Origin of the sequence: Desulfopila aestuarii DSM 18488 (genome assembly GCF_900143695.1) — a bacterium.
GTDB classification, from domain to species: Bacteria; Desulfobacterota; Desulfobulbia; order Desulfobulbales; family Desulfocapsaceae; genus Desulfopila; species Desulfopila aestuarii.
This window is the reverse complement of sequence record NZ_FRFE01000006.1, coordinates 20,091-35,813: the sequence shown is the minus strand read 5'-3', so window position 1 is coordinate 35,813 and position 15,723 is coordinate 20,091. Positions and strand designations below refer to the sequence as shown.

The 15,723-nt window shown below is 50.0% G+C and carries 11 protein-coding genes; 9 read left to right on the top strand and 2 right to left on the bottom strand.

Annotated elements, in window-relative coordinates; all coding sequences use genetic code 11:
• Positions 1 to 8: 8 nt before the first annotated feature.
• On the bottom strand, positions 9 to 896 hold the full coding sequence (locus BUF15_RS07785; protein WP_073612907.1) for a methylenetetrahydrofolate reductase: 888 nt from the start codon (positions 894 to 896) through the stop codon (positions 9 to 11).
• 748 nt (positions 897 to 1,644) lie between these two features.
• Between BUF15_RS07785 and BUF15_RS07780 the strand changes: the two genes are divergently transcribed.
• The 8 genes from BUF15_RS07780 to BUF15_RS07745 all read left to right on the top strand — a co-directional run bounded on the left by BUF15_RS07780 (position 1,645) and on the right by BUF15_RS07745 (position 10,619).
• Positions 1,645 to 2,112, top strand: coding sequence for an NADH-quinone oxidoreductase subunit NuoE family protein (locus BUF15_RS07780; RefSeq protein WP_084553720.1), 468 nt, complete (start codon positions 1,645 to 1,647; stop codon positions 2,110 to 2,112).
• A gap of 34 nt (positions 2,113 to 2,146) precedes the next feature.
• Complete coding sequence (gene nuoF / locus BUF15_RS07775) at positions 2,147 to 3,898, top strand: NADH-quinone oxidoreductase subunit NuoF (RefSeq protein WP_073613058.1); 1,752 nt, start codon at positions 2,147 to 2,149, stop codon at positions 3,896 to 3,898.
• Between the two features lie 5 nt (positions 3,899 to 3,903).
• Positions 3,904 to 6,582 carry a formate dehydrogenase subunit alpha gene (gene fdhF / locus BUF15_RS07770; protein WP_084553718.1) on the top strand — a complete coding sequence of 893 codons (2,679 nt, stop codon included), beginning with the start codon at positions 3,904 to 3,906 and terminating at the stop codon, positions 6,580 to 6,582.
• Positions 6,583 to 6,690: 108 nt separating this feature from the next.
• Complete coding sequence (locus BUF15_RS07765; protein WP_073612906.1) at positions 6,691 to 7,086, top strand: hypothetical protein; 396 nt, start codon at positions 6,691 to 6,693, stop codon at positions 7,084 to 7,086.
• Between the two features lie 15 nt (positions 7,087 to 7,101).
• The gene (dfsP, locus tag BUF15_RS07760) at positions 7,102 to 7,770 is read left to right on the top strand and encodes a DUF166 family (seleno)protein DfsP (protein WP_267461794.1); all 669 of its coding nucleotides are present in this window, start codon (positions 7,102 to 7,104) and stop codon (positions 7,768 to 7,770) included.
• Between the two features lie 252 nt (positions 7,771 to 8,022).
• Complete coding sequence (locus BUF15_RS07755; protein ID WP_073612905.1) at positions 8,023 to 9,309, top strand: citrate synthase; 1,287 nt, start codon at positions 8,023 to 8,025, stop codon at positions 9,307 to 9,309.
• A gap of 99 nt (positions 9,310 to 9,408) precedes the next feature.
• Positions 9,409 to 9,765, top strand: coding sequence for a VOC family protein (locus BUF15_RS07750; RefSeq protein WP_073612904.1), 357 nt, complete (start codon positions 9,409 to 9,411; stop codon positions 9,763 to 9,765).
• A gap of 38 nt (positions 9,766 to 9,803) precedes the next feature.
• Complete coding sequence (locus BUF15_RS07745) at positions 9,804 to 10,619, top strand: DUF3786 domain-containing protein (RefSeq protein WP_073612903.1); 816 nt, start codon at positions 9,804 to 9,806, stop codon at positions 10,617 to 10,619.
• A 31-nt stretch (positions 10,620 to 10,650) separates the two neighbouring features.
• On the opposite strand, the gene BUF15_RS07740 is transcribed toward BUF15_RS07745, so the two are convergent.
• Positions 10,651 to 12,126 carry a response regulator gene (locus tag BUF15_RS07740; RefSeq protein ID WP_073612902.1) on the bottom strand — a complete coding sequence of 492 codons (1,476 nt, stop codon included), beginning with the start codon at positions 12,124 to 12,126 and terminating at the stop codon, positions 10,651 to 10,653.
• A gap of 545 nt (positions 12,127 to 12,671) precedes the next feature.
• Here BUF15_RS07740 and BUF15_RS07735 point away from each other — a divergent pair.
• Entirely contained in the window at positions 12,672 to 15,707 is a 3,036-nt protein-coding gene (locus tag BUF15_RS07735; RefSeq protein ID WP_234981136.1) for an FAD-dependent oxidoreductase, read from the top strand.
• Positions 15,708 to 15,723 lie beyond the last annotated feature (16 nt).

Here is a 15,723-nt window from a genome sequence, read left to right as displayed (position 1 = left end):
AGATTCTCCTAGCGTCCGATCATACTGAGGAAATCGGGTAACCGTTCTCTGAGGCCGATAGACAGGAGTACGGTGCCGTTGCCTAGCGTGGCGAGATCGCGATAAAGATCAGAAGCAATCTCCATGCCGGCGTCCCGTTTTACCGGTGCGTTCATCATTTTCTTTAAGAATTCCTGGGGAACGGAAGGAACACCGGGCAGATTGTTCAAGTATTTGACCATGGTGACCGACTTGAGAAACATGATCGAGGTGTAGAGCTTCAAACCGGTTTTTTCTGCAGCAGGCAAAAAAATGTCGATGATGTTCAAGTCATACGTGGGACCGAGGGTGACTGATTTGATGCCATTGTCGGCCATGTAGGAAAAGGTTTCAGCTAGCTGGCGGTTGGCACTGCTATTGTCTGTCAGTTCAATCTCAACACCGGCCGAAAAGGCGGTGGAACCGTCCAGCGGTTCACCTCCGAGGTCATTACCGCCATTCAGGGCAGCAACAGATTTAATCATGGTTTGCAGGTCGAGATCGCCGCTGGAGCGGGTAACGGGTTGATCGCCTTCAGCCGGATCATGTCCTTTTTTGATAGTGATCTCGCGGATACCAAGTGCGGAGGCTGCGAGTAGGTCAGCTTGGAACGAAATGCGGTTACGGTCCCTTCCGTTAATCACCATGATCGGATTAATGTGATTTTCCATGAGCGAAAGACATGGAGCGTAGGGTGCCATGCGCATGATGGCGTGCTCACTGTCGGTGACCCGAACCGCGTCGATTCGACCCTTGAGTTGTAGGGCAGTATCGAGAAATGGTTGAATATTTGTACCTTTTGGCGGGTCGAGTTCGGCGATTATCTTAAAAGAGGTCGGGGGGGTATCTGGAGCAGGGGACTCGTGGGCGTCGTGCATAGCACCTCCTGTATGCAGAATTGCGTAAAGGCGAATTCCCAGAGCGGATTCACACAGGGCGCGTGTAGCAGCACGCGTAATGCCCGGTGTGCCGTCTGATACATAACATCAGGAAGCAGGCACGGTTGATGCGAGGTGAGCAGACTGATGACAGTGGCACGTTGCCTAGAGTAGAGCAGTACTCATGGGCAGTGTAGGGGACAGGTAGGGTGATATCGAAGAACTGCTCCTCCGGTTGCACTGGAAGAACCTGTCAACTCCTGTCTTCAGAAGAGAAGGCAGGGCACTTTCACTCTAAGCCCGTAATCCACCATCACAGTGTAAATACAGACTAACGGGTAGAAATAAAATTGTCAAATACAGAATTTCAAAATAATTGATAAGTCGATATCGATTCTCAAAGGAAGGTAATGGAGGAATAGCGGATAGAATCGGACGGGGTGACGTGTTTTTCGGATGAAAATGTGAAACGGTGCAAAAATGCTCGGGAAAAACGTTTTTCAGGCTCGACCTTTAGGGTTGAACAAGGTAAGATTTACGGGTTTAAATATAGAAAAAGTCACAAGAAACGCATTTTCGCACAAACGGCATTATTTGCACAGGCGAAATTTGTCTGGTGTTGTTTGTTTAACGGTGAATCTCGAGCTTGTGCCAAAGCTTGTGTGCCGATGCGTCTGAATTGTGCTTTAGATGTTCAGAAACTCTGTTCGGATAGTGGTGTAAAGATCATCATAAACGGGAGACGTGTATGGAAAAGCAGATGGAAGAAGTTCTGGAGTCGATTTACCAGAAAAGTGTCGCCCATGGCGACAACATCATCACGGTTTTGCAGAATATGCAGAACGAGCTGGGCTACATACAGGAGGAGGCGGTCTACTGGTACTCGAAACGTGCCAACATTCCTGCTTCTCAGTTTTATGGTGTTGCCACCTTCTATTCCCAGTTTCACCTCAACCCTCGCGGCAAGAATATTATTACTGTCTGCTCAGGTACCGTCTGTCATGTAAAGGGAGCGCAAAGGATCGTCTCCAAGCTCAAAGAAGAGCTGAAGCTGAAAGACAAAGAGCAGACCACCAAAGACATGAACTTCACGTTGGAAAACGTCAACTGTGTGGGCGCTTGCAGTATTGCTCCGGTTGTCATTGTAAACGAGAAGGTGTTCGGCAAGCAGAGCCCGGACAAAATGGTCAAGAACATCAAACCATATAAGGAATAACACCGTGAATCGCGAAATAACTGTCAACGTGTGCATGGGCACCGGTGGTATCGCAGCCGGTGGTGAACAGGTGATGAAGGCGCTGAAGCAGGAATTCGAGGCGGCTGGCATCAAAAATGCGAAAATAATGGAGAATTGCAAACTCCATAAGGTCGGCTGTCGTGGCTTCTGTGCCCGCGACGTGCTCGTGGATGTAACCATTGATGGTGAAACATCCACCTATCAGTACATTGAAGAGAAGATGGTCAAGCGCCTGGTACAGGACCATGTTGTCGGCGGCAAGCCGATAACCGAATGGCTGGTCGGCGATGATTATCATACCTTCCATGAAAAGCAGACGAAGATCGTTCTTCACGATCTCGGCAAGATAGACCCGGAATCCATTGATGAGTATCTGGGCGTCGATGGTTACAAGGCCGCCCAAAAGGTTGTCGCCGAGATGACACCGGAAGAAGTTATCAAGACCATAAAGGATTCCGGCCTGAGAGGCCGAGGAGGCGGTGGTTTTCCTGCAGGTGTCAAGTGGGCCTTCTGCGCAGCCAATGAGTCTGATCAGCGCTATATAATTTGTAATGCTGACGAGGGTGACCCTGGCGCATTCATGGATCGCTCGGTAATTGAGGGCAACCCGCACGCGGTAATCGAGGGCATGATTATCGGTGCCTACGCCATCGGTTCTAGTCTTGGTTATGTGTATATCCGTGCTGAATATCCACTGGCTGTTGACAGGCTGCACACTGCACTGAATGCTGCCCGTGAGAGAGGGTATCTCGGTGAGAAACTGTTCGGCACCGATTTTAATTTCGATATTAAAGTAAAACTTGGCGCCGGCGCTTTCGTCTGCGGTGAAGAGACGGCACTTATCGCCTCGATTGAAGGTGAGCGAGGAATGCCAAGGGCCAAGCCACCGTTTCCAGCGAACAAGGGGCTCTGGGGTAAACCGACTATCATTAACAACGTCGAGACCTTTGCCAACGTTCCACCGATCATCAATAAGGGTGCGGACTGGTTCGCCTCAATCGGTTCAGAAAAGTCAAAAGGCACCAAGGTAATTGCCCTGACCGGTAAGATCCGTAACACCGGTCTGATCGAAATTCCCATGGGTATGACCTTAAAAGAGATCATCTACGATATCGGCGGCGGTATCGAAGGCGATAAACTGTTCAAGGCTGTACAGACCGGTGGGCCATCCGGTGGCTGTATCCCGCAACAGTATATCGATCTGCCTGTCCATTATGAGGGCTTGCAGTCGGTCGGTTCGATGATGGGTTCCGGCGGTATGGTTGTTCTCGATGAGACCGACTGTATGGTGGCCATCGCCAAGTTCTTCCTCACCTTTACCCAGGAAGAGTCCTGCGGAAAGTGTGTGCCGTGCCGTATCGGTACCAAGCGGTTGCTGGAGATCCTCACCCGAATCACTGAAGGCGAGGGGAGAAAAGGCGATATCGAATTGCTGCAGCAACTCGCCGAAGATGTGCGCGACTCAAGCCTTTGTGGTCTCGGCATGTCGGCTCCGAACCCTGTCATCAGTACTATTAAGTATTTCCGGCATGAGTACGAGGCGCATATCAATCAGAAGAAGTGCCCGTCCAAGACCTGCAACAAGCTGCTCACTTTCTTTATCCGTGAGCATCAGTGTGTAGGCTGCGGCATGTGTATTCGGGCCTGTGCTGTCAATGCGATAACTGGTGAGAAGAAGCAACCGCATCATATTGATCAGGATAAATGCATCAAATGTGGTTCATGCTTTGACGCGTGTAAATTTAACGCAGTGCTGAAGGAGTAGGCGCCATGATTACCTTGACGATTGATAATAAAACAGTCGAAGTGGTGAAAGGATCGACAGTTCTTGAAGCCGCGAAGAAGCTGAAAATTGATATTCCAACTCTCTGTTATGATTCGCGCATGAAACCCCATGGGGCGTGCCGTCTGTGCATCGTGGAGATAGAAGGCATGCGCCGTCCAGTCACCTCGTGTACAACTCCTGCCGAGCAGGGGATGGCGGTAACTACGACAAGCGCCCATCTGGAGCGTCTTAGAAAAACCACGGTGGAGCTTCTTCTCTCCGATCACCCCAACGATTGCATGGTCTGTATCCGTGCGGGAAGCTGCACCTTGCAGGAGCTTGCCTATAAATATGGTATTCGTGAAAACCGTTTCGGCGGAGCGATGCGCGACCATAATCGGGTGGACGAGAATCCGTTCATCATGCGCGAGCAGAATAAATGTGTACTTTGCGGTCTCTGTGTTCGGGTCTGTGAAGAAGTGCAGGGCGTAAGCGCTATCGGCTATGCCGGTCGCGGTTTCGAGGCGAAAATATGCTCGCCATTTGAGCACGATCTGAACTGTGAGTTCTGCGGTCAGTGTGTCTCAGTTTGTCCTACCGGTGCGCTGTCTGCCAAAATGTGGGCCGGTCATCCTCGCCATGAAGGTGTGGAACTGACCGAGACCACCTGTACGTACTGCGGTTGCGGATGCAATATAACTCTGCATTCATTAGGAAATGAGATCACCCGTGTATCGTCAAGAACCGACAACCATAACCGGGGATGGCTCTGTGTAAAGGGGCGGTTTGGCTACGAGTTCATAAACAGCGAGGACCGGCTCACCACACCATTGATCAGGCGGGAGAAGGGCGGCGCATTAGAACCTGCCAGCTGGGAAGAAGCAATCTCGCTCGTGGTCGACAAATTCTCCGCGATTAAGGAGAAGCACGGTGCAGATGCCCTGGGCGGCTTGGCCTCGGCCAGGTGCACCAACGAAGAAAACTACATGTTCCAGAAACTGTTCAGGTCGGCGATAGGGACGAATAACGTCGACCACTGTGCCCGCTACTGACACAGTGCAACCGTGGCCGGTCTGGCCGCAAAATTCGGTTCTGGTGCAATGACCAACTCCGTTGCTGAAATAGAGACTGCCAAAGCATTGTTGGTAATTGGTTCCAATACAACGGAAAACCATCCTATCATCGCTCTCAGGATGAAAGAGGCTGTACGAAAAGGGGCTAAGCTGATAGTTGCAGACCCCAGAAAAATACCCCTGACAAAATTTGCAACACTCTGGTTGAGGCATAAGCCGGGTACCGACTCGGTGCTGCTGAACGCCATGATGAATGTCATTCTTGCCGAAGGCCTTGAAGACAAAAATTTCATCAATGAACGGACAGAAGGTTTTGCGGAGTTCGCCGATTCATTGAAGGAGTTCACCCCGGAAATGGCCGAGCCCATTACCGGTGTTCCGGCAGAAGATATCCGTAAGGCGGCCCGCATCTATGCCGAAGCCGAAAATGCCGGTATCTATTACGCCATGGGTATCACCCAACACGTCATGGGCACCAATAACGTTCATGCCGTCGGCAACCTGGCCATGTTGACAGGAAATCTTGGTAAGCCCGGCGCTGGTGTTAATCCCCTTCGTGGCCAGAATAATGTTCAGGGTGCCTGTGACATGGGTTCGCTGCCTAATGTCTACCCAGGCTACCAGAAGGTAGACAGCCCCGAGGTGCAGAAGAAGTTTGAAGCTGCCTGGGGTAAGCCACTTTCAAGCAAGATTGGCTTGCCGGCATCGTTGATGACCGAGGCCATGATCGAGGGGAAACTGAAAGGAATGTACATCTTCGGTGAGAATCCGGCGCTGTCCGATCCTAATACGCATCATGCGGTGAAAGGATTTGAGAGCCTGGAATTTCTGGTGGTACAGGATATCTTCAACACTGAAACAACAGATCTTGCCGATGTGGTTTTGCCGAGTGCCTCTTTTGCAGAAAAAACGGGTACATTTACCTGTTCCGAGCGGCGCATTCAAAAGGTAAGGCCAGCGATTGCTTCTCCTGGCGAAGCGCGTGAGGATCTGGCAGTTATAAGTGAGATCTATCAGCGTCTGAATGGCGAAGCAGTTACAGTTCCCGATCCGGAAGCAGTTTTTGCCGAGGTCGCATCACTGTGGCCTGGTATTTCCGGTGTCAGCTATGAGCGGCTCGAAGAAGAGAGTCTTCAGTGGCCGTGTCCTTCTGCCGACCATCCGGGAACACCGTATCTCTTTAAAGAGATGTTCCCGCGTGAGGGAGGCAAGGCTCAGTTCACCGTGGTTCCGCGAGTTATCTCCAGTGAGTTGCCGGATACGGAATATCCGTATCTGTTGACCACCGGTCGAGAGCTGTTCCATTATCATACCGGCACAATGACCAGGCGTTCCACTGGTCTGGACGCTGTGGCGCCAACGGCATTTATTGAGATCAATCCTGCCGATGCTCTAAAGTTGGGTATCGCTGATGGGGATCAGGTGAATGTCAGTTCCCGCAGGGGGACAATCAAACTGCCGACACGTGTGAGTGAAATTGTACCGCCGGAGGTGGTCTTTATTCCGTTCCACTATAAAGAGGCCTCGGCAAATAAGCTCACCAGTGATGCCCTCGATCCGATCTGTAAGATCATGGAGGCTAAAGTTTGCGCTGTCCGTATTGAAAAATAGAGTAGATGCAGTAAATTGTCTGTAATGGACAAGTAGCGGGGGATTGGGGTCCAACTCAATCCCCCGTTTTCGTGGTGGGTCGTTTTGGAGAGTTGAGAAAAGGTTGAGATGAGTAGCGAAGAGAGAACTATTCAGATAATTACCGATACCGATATGAGAGTCGATTCTGTCGGGGCTATTCTGGTTCCTGAAATTGCATTGAGTGAGCCTGGTTATATTAAAACTATGACAGCCAGCATGGAGGCATATTCAAAACATGAGTTTTTTGCTATGGCCCAAATGGCGTATTTCCAGTATCAGGATGAAGAGTTGTCGATTATGAACGTCGATGGCCCAATACGCTTGCAACAAGCAGAAACAGTAGAAGAGATTGCATGCGGTATGGTTATCTATCGAGACGCTGGAGGCGAGTTGCATGTTGTTTTGCATAACAGCTTGAATCCAAAGAAAATGCTTGAGGCGACCAACAGGTATTGTACCCGCTGGGTTCGTCTTGATATATAAAAGGGGAGCGAGTGCGTGGGGACTGCGACAGGACCATCCAAAGGAGTTAGGCAGAAAATCATTGTTTTCCAGCAGCACGGCAGCGGCGAGAAGAAAATTGCAGGTATTCGTGAATATGCCGAGGATTCCATAGAACTTGCGGTCATTTCCATCGATGAGCCGTTGCCGCCAGTCATCGAGGATGGCAGTGAGTATTTACCAGAAACACTCGATGCCGATCTGGTGCTCGATTTCTTGAAACATCCCGATCTTTCTCATGACCTAGTATCGCTCTGTCACCGTCAGCAAATACCGGTTATTTCTTCTGGGAAGAAGATTCCCAGTAAGTGGGTACTGACGCCTCCCACATGATGTGGCCTTGCCCGGCAGGTTGGCCTGGGCGAGTATGGAGATCGTTTCGGTGCTCCGGAGTATGAGGTGAAAATTGAAAATGGTATGATTGTCGATGTTCAGGTGGTCCGGGGTGCCTCGTGTGCAGCATCCTGGGAGGCGGCAAAACGGATCATCGGTACCCCGGTTGATGATGCGGCCAGGAAGATGGGGATCGAATCACAGTTTTTCTGTTCGGCTAATCCTGCTGGTTGGGATCCTATTTATGGTAAAAGTCCTGTACATTTTGCGGGTAAGGTACATGCAAAGGCCATCGCTGATGCCATCATAGAGGCAATGGGAGGTGAGCGATAAGACGATCATTTTCATCTTCAGGAAAAGGTAGAAGCCTTTTTGCTGGCCTGAATGGGGATGTTGCATTACCGTATGTGAAGATTACCAACTATGTTAACAGTATAACGTTAATTCAGTCGTATGCTGCGAGCTGGTGATATCGCGATCAGCGAACACCGCAATATATTCAAAGCAATCAGATCGTCAGGTTAATACAGAGCATTTTATTGTATCTACACGCATATCCACCACCTGAAAACCATGGGAGATGACATGAGCGAAAAGGCTACCCTAATCCTTGATGGAAAACAGTTTGAATATGATATTATTACCGGATCGGAAAATGAACGCTGTATAGACATTACTCATCTGCGTAAAGAGACCGGTTGCATCACCATGGATCAGGGGTTTGGTAATACCGGTTCATGCTTCTCCTCGATAACCTTTGTCGACGGCGGCAAAGGAATCTTGCGGTATCGTGGCTACCCCATAGAGGAAATTGCCGAGAAGGCAACCTTTGTCGAGACAGCCTATCTTATCTTAAATGGCGAACTCCCCAATTCTGATCAACTGCGTGTCTTCACCGCCGCGCTTCGTGAACACGCCTTTCTGCATGAAAACCTGAAACACCAATTTGCCGGTTTGCCTACCGATGCGCCACCCATGGCTATCCTGTCCTCGATGTTGAATGTGGTGGCATGCTTTCATCCGGAAGTGCTGCAGGTACATACGAGCGGACCTGGTTTTGACCGGACGGCTGCACTGCTGTTGTCAAAAGTGCGTACAATTGCCGCATGGGCTTATCGTACCGCCAACGGTAAACCGTTTAATCATCCCAATCCTAACCTGAGCTATTGTGCGAACTTTCTGCATATGATGTTCAGCGAGCCGTATCAGGAGTACATCCCGTTGCCGGTAGTTGAGAAAGCGCTCAATCTCTTTCTGGTCCTCCATGCTGACCACGAGCAGAACTGTTCAACCTCCACTGTCCGCGTGGTCGGCAGTTCCCGGGCCAACCTGTTCAGTTCAGTCTCGGCAGGTGTTTGTGCGCTGTGGGGACCACTGCATGGCGGGGCGAATATGGCAGTTATTGAAATGCTTGAGGAGATCCGTTCTTCTGGGCGCCCAATCACTGACTATATCAATATGGCCAAGGCCAAGAACAATTCGTTTCGTTTGATGGGTTTTGGGCACAGGGTGTATAAAAACTTCGATCCTCGCTCACTGATTCTGAAAAAACAGGTGGATGACGTATTGAAGGCGTTGAATATGGAGGATCCACTCCTGGATATAGCTCGTGAGCTTGAGGTCAAAACGCTCCAGGATGACTACTTCAAGGAGCGTAATCTCTATCCCAACGTCGATTTTTACAGTGGTATTCTGCTTCGGGCCGTCGGTATTCCGCTCAACATGTATCCAGTCATGTTTGCCATCGGCAGGATGCCTGGCTGGATTGCCAACTGGCGTGAACTCCATGACCATAAACAGCGCATTTCCCGGCCACGCCAGATTTACACCGGCGAGACGACCAGGAGCTTTGTTCCCGTGGAACAAAGATAGGCTGTAACAAGGAAACAAAGGATCGCGCACACATTTCCATAGAGTTATGCCGGGACTTGTTTTCGACAAGTCCCGACGAGTTGCTTAAGGAGCCTTTTCGTGAAACGGCATCATGCGATTAATTATGTCGAGTTTCCTGCCAGGGATCTCGAGGCAACGAAGAAGTTTTTTGCAGAGGCTTTTGGCTGGGTATTTGTTGATTACGGTCCTGAGTACGTTGCCTTTTCCGGCCAGGGAATAGATGGCGGCTTCTATCTGGCGGATCTCGCGGCGGCTCCAGCAAGTGGTTCGGCACTGATAGTACTCTATTCTGATAATCTATCAGCAACTCTTGCCGGGGTTGAAGCCGCTGCAGGGCGGATAGTGCGACCCATTTTTTCTTTTCCTGGTGGGCGCAGGTTCCATTTTACTGAGCCAAGCGGCAATGAACTCGCTGTCTGGTCTGACTTGCCCTGAATTAAAAAAAATCTGCTGGTACAACATGGAGGTATGGAATGGTGGCCCGTAACGCCATGGAGATTTTTACCGCACTCAATAAAACAAATTGCCGTGAATGTGGGGAAAAAACCTGTCTGGCTTTTGCCGGGGCTGTGTTTACCGGCAGGAAATCTATTCAAGGATGTCCGTACCTTTCGTCAGCGGAGAAGCAACGCCTTGGCAGTGTAGATGATGGGCAAGCAAAACCGGCAGAGGATGAGACCGATAAGGAACTCGGTCTTCTCATCTCGCAGCTGAAAAATATCGATTTTGCCGAAGCTGCGGCTCGTTCAGGTGGCAGGGTATCTCAAGGAAAACTCTGCATCAAGGTGATGGGGAAAGAGTTTCGGGTTGATCGAGACGGTAATTTTTCCTCAGATATTCACATCAATAACTGGGTCGTGGTGCCCTATCTGCTCTATGTTCTGTACGGCAAAGGGCTCACACCAAAAGAAGAATGGATATCATACCGTGAGGTGAAGGGTGGACGAGAGCGGTATGGGCTTTTTCAAAAACGTTGTGAAGAGGATCTCCGCAAAATTGCCGATGCCTGGCCTGAGCTTTTTCATGATATGGTAGGAATTTTTCAAGGCCGGGAAGTGGAGAGCCGTTTTGCCGCTGATGTGTCAGTAGTGTTGCTGCCGCTGCCACGCGTTCCTGTGATGATCTGCTATTGGCGGCCGGACGAGGGGCTGGACTCTACTCTCAACATCTATTTTGATGCGACTGTTGACCAGAATATCGGCAACGACGGTATCTATTCTTTATGTGCCGGACTTGTTGGCATGTTCACCAAGTTGGCAGAGCGGCATGGCTTTAAGCTGCTCAACTAACGATAGCTGTCTGTTTCAAAGCCACCTTTCGTCAATGCACGTTGTAAGGCAACAGAATGGAAAACTCCGTGCCCTCACCGGGAGCACTCTTTACCGTGATGGAGCCATGTAGTGAATCGATAATCGATTTGACAATGGCCAGTCCTAGGCCTGTACCGTGGATGGTGCGAGTGTTGGAGTCTTTGACCCGGTAGAAGCGGGAAAAAATTTTGTCGAGATCCTCTTCTGGAATGCCGAAACCGGAATCGGCAACCTCAATGCTCAGGCACTCACTCTTTACCCCTGCCGAGATGCGAATCGAGCCTCCTTCAGGAGAGTACTTGATGGCATTGGTAATAAGATTGGAGAGTACCTCGTCCATATGGCGTGGATTGGCGAGAATTTTAGGCAGATTATTTTCGATGGTCAGCTCGATTTCCATCTGCTTCTTCTGGGCATAGGGCGTATGAAAAATTTTCTGCTCGCTTAACAGCCCGGCTATATCGACTAGCTCTTTTTCGTGGGCGACCAGCCCCGATTCTATTCTCGAAAGGTCAAGAAGTTCTGTGACCAAGTTGTTGAGATTGAGCATTTTATCGGTTGCTCGCTCAAGAATCTCACGCTGTTTCGGAGTGGTTTCACCAGCTAAGCCGTCGAGTATGATTTTCAGCTGCATCAAAAGAGAGTTGATCGGGCTTCTAATTTCATGCGAAACCATGGAAACGAAGTCGGACTTCATCTGGTCCATCTTTTTTACGGCTGTGATGTCGTGCAAAACGGTTATGGTGCCGATATTGTGATCGGTACGGCCCCGGAAAGGAGAGCAACGGACGCTGAATATCTTTTCCCCATCGATTCCAGAGCCGGGAATACTCAATTCATGGACGATTTCGGAAAAAGACCCTGGCGGGGTGGCAAGGGCTTGGTCAACGGCCTTGAGCAGAGTTTCATCGGTGATTGTTTCGCTGACAAGACTCCCAACCATGGTGCTGCCCTTGAAACCTATCATGTGCCGAAAGGCCGGGTTGGCGAGAACGATGCGTTTATCACTGTCGGTGGTCATTACCCCGTCCATCAACCGGTTGACCATAACACGCATCCGCGATTTACTGGTGACGATATCCTGCAGAGCGTGGGTATAGCGAAGCGATTTGCTGACTACGGCCCGAAGCTGGTCAGGAGTGAAGGGTTTGGGGATAAAGTCAAAGGCCCCTTTTTTCATGGCCTCAATGGAATGTTCGAGTGTGGCGTAGCCGGTGATGACGATGACAACGGTGTCAGGGTCGATGTCGCGTACCCGGGTCAGCACCTCAAAGCCTGACATGTTGGGCATCATCAGATCAAGCAGGAGAATGTCAAAATGTTTCTCCTCTATGAGATCTAGACCTTTAGGACCGTCGCTTGCGGTTTCAACTGTGAACCCCATCGACGTGAGAACCATCCTGCAGGCATCCCGAATGCGCTGTTCATCGTCGACAACGAGAATATGTGGAGTGATGAGACCGAGATCTGGTAAATCCTTAACCATGATAGACTCCTGTAGTACATCGGGTAATTCAAGGGAATTACCTGTAATGAAAACCGTGTTTCCGGGCAATGGTAATATAGGTGTTGTTAATTTGAAACAATTATTTATCGGTTGCTAAGGCCGGATCAGGTGTGTGAGCGTAGCTTGGTGCTCTGCAGGATTTTATTACCTTCTGATAAAACAATTGCTGGCCATGATGATGCATTATTGATCTTGGATATCTTTCAGGTTTATTGAAAAAACATCTGAATGAAGTCACTATACTGTGGAGGCTGGTTGCTTTTCAACTGGCGTTGTGGGATAGTAGCCGGGTATATTGTAGTTTCTACGATGTGACATTTTTCTACTAAATGACTGACAATATAGTATCAATCATAAAAATCATTTATCATAACAAACATTCTGTATTATACTGCCATCTGCTGGCAGTAACGAGTTCTAAGATTTAATCGTCGTCTTCTGATCAATACCCGCAAAGATGCTGGTGATTACAGAATGTTCAGCATCCTGAATCTGCCGGGAACGCACCTAAAGGAGGGCTTGCTTTGACAAGAATTACCCCCGGACAGGAACGGAAGCATAATGTTGGTTCTGTACTGGTCGTTGGCTCGGGAATAGGGGGGATGCAGGCATCGCTTGATCTCGCCAACAGTGGACTCCTGGTCCATATGATCAATGACGAGCCGTCCATCGGCGGTACCATGTCGCGGCTCGATAAAACCTTCCCCACCGGCGATTGTGCGATGTGCATGATATCGCCGCGCATGGTCGAGAGCAGTCGACATGCCAATATTAAATTACATACACTTGCACGAGTCAGCAAGATCGAGGGCGAGGAAGGAAATTTCACCGTCACGATCACCGAGAAAGCTCGCTACGTTGATGCTGAGCGATGTACCGGTTGTGGCGCTTGCGAGACGGCGTGCCCAAGTCGAGTACCCGACTACTTCAATCAGGGCCTCAATAACCGGCGTGCCATCTACGCCCTTTTTCCCCAGGCCGTACCTAACACTCGGGCGATTGACAGTGCTCACTGTCTCTATCTCACCAAAGGCGTGTGTCGTAAGTGTGAAAAGGCGTGCGACGCCAATGCCATCAATTTTGAAGACACCGATAAGGAATATCAGGTAGAGGTTGGTTCGGTTATTTTAACACCCGGTCTGAAAACCTATGATCCGGCCATTCGCCAGGAATTTGGTTATGGCCGCCACAAGAATGTGGTGACTGCTCTGCAGTTTGAAAGGTTACTCTCTGCCTCGGGTCCATGTGGTGGCCATGTAGCCCGGCCAAGCGATGAAGACTCTCCGAAAAAAATAGCATGGATTCAGTGTGTTGGTTCACGAAACGAGCATAACGCCAACCCATGGTGTTCCTCGGTCTGCTGTATGTACGCCGCCAAGCAGTGCATCATTGCCAAAGAGCATGACCCAGGAGTCGAACAGACCGTCTTCTATATGGAGTTGCGCGCTTTTGGTAAGGATTTCGACAAATTTATCGACAAAGCGAAAAATGTCTCCGGTGTCCGTTACAAACGTGCAATGGTCTCTGAGGTTTTGGAGGATCCTGACACAAAAAATCTTTACATCCATTATGTTGATGAAGACGGCAAGCTGGTTAATGAAGAATTTGATATGGTTGTGCTTTCCATCGGCTTTGAGCCCCGTGACGAGGCGGCAGAGTTTGCCAAGATATTCGGGATAGAAACGGATGAGTACGGATTTGCTAAAACATCCAAATTGACACCGGTGGAGACGAGCCGCAAGGGCATCTTTGTGGCCGGTATTTACCAGGGACCTAAAGATATTCCCGAGACGGTAGTTCAGGGAAGTGGTTCAGCAGCTAAAGCTATGGCATTGCTCGGTGAGAGCAGAGGGACCGAGGTGGAGGAGGTTGTGTTGCCCGATGAGCGGGACATAACCGGTGAGGAACCAAAAGTCGGGGTCTTTGTCTGTCACTGCGGTGTCAATATAGCTGGCACTGTAGATGTCCAAAAAGTGGCGGATGAAGCAGCCAAGGAAGCCAATGTCACGCACAGTGAAACGATAATCTACGCTTGCGCTCCGGACGGTCAGGCCAAGGTGAAAGATATTATCAAGGAGAAGGGGCTCAACCGGGTGGTGATTGCCTCCTGTACTCCCCGGACCCACTCTCCACTCTTTATGGATACCATCCGAGAGGTGGGACTCAATAAGTTTCTCTTCGAACTGGCCGATATCCGCGAGCAATGTTCCTGGTGTCACATGAACGATAAGGAGCATGCCACTGAGAAAGCGCTTGAGATCGTCAAGATGAATGTGGCCAAAGCCCGGCTGCTCGACCCGGTACAACAGGCTTCAGTTGGCGTTACCCATCACGCCATGGTCGTTGGTGGTGGCGTGGCAGGAATGACTGCCGCTCTGTCTCTTAGCCAGCAGGGCTATGGTGTCCATTTGATTGAACGGACCGATGAGCTGGGTGGTCTGGTGAAAAGAGTACGTCGCACTCTGGAAGGTGATGATGTTCAGGCCTTTCTTCTCGACCTTATTGAAAAGGTTAAGGCAGATGAGCGGATTACCCTGCATATGGGAACTACGGTAGCCAATACGGATGGTTTTGTTGGCAATTTCGTCACCCGTTTGGCAAGCGGTGCCACCATCGAACATGGTGCGATTCTCCTTGCCACTGGAGGTGTTGAATATGAACCGACCCAGTATGCTTACGGAACCTCGGATCGGATTATTACCCAGCGAAGTCTTGAAGATATGTTAGCTGAGCGTGATCCGAAAAATGACGAAACGTATGTGATGATCCAGTGTGTCGGCTCACGTGAGGAACCGGATAATTACTGTTCGCGTATCTGCTGCCAGGATGCATTGAAAAACGCCATCTTCATTAAGGAGAAGGCACCTGAAGCGCAGGTAGTTGTTCTTTATCGTGATATGCGAGCGTATGGCTTAAAAGAGGAATATTATAAAAAAGCTCGCGATCTTGGCGTGCTCTTTTTTCTCTTCGTTCCAGAGCAACGACCGGAAGTCGAGGTGGTGGACGGGGCCTGCAGGGTGAAGTTTGACAGCAAGATTCTAGGTCGGGAAATGGCTGTTGACGCTGATTACGTGATACTCTCCACCGGGTTGCGACCCCAGGACGATGTGGAGGATGTCTCCAAAAAGTACAAGTTGACATGCAACCTCGACCGTTTCTTCCTTGAGGCTCATGTTAAACTGCGCCCGGTTGATTTTCCCAGCGAGGGTTTCTTCCTGGCTGGACTTGCCCATGCACCAAAGAACCTTGAGGAAACCATTGCCCAGTCGCTGGCGGGTGCCGGCAGGGTAGGAGCTCTGCTCTCCCACGAAAAACTCTCGGTTTCCGGTGTAATTTCGAAACATAACCGTGATATCTGCATGTCCTGTCTCGCGTGCTTCCGGGCCTGTCCTTTCGGCTCGCCCTTTATCGATGAAGACGGCATGGTAAGCCATAATGAGGTCAAATGTACCGGCTGCGGAATCTGTGCCGGTGTCTGTCCGGCGAAGGCCTTTCAGGTTAACTTTTTCAGAGATGACCAGATTAAGGCAATGATCGACGCTGCAACGGAAATTGACTGATATTTTCAACACAAGG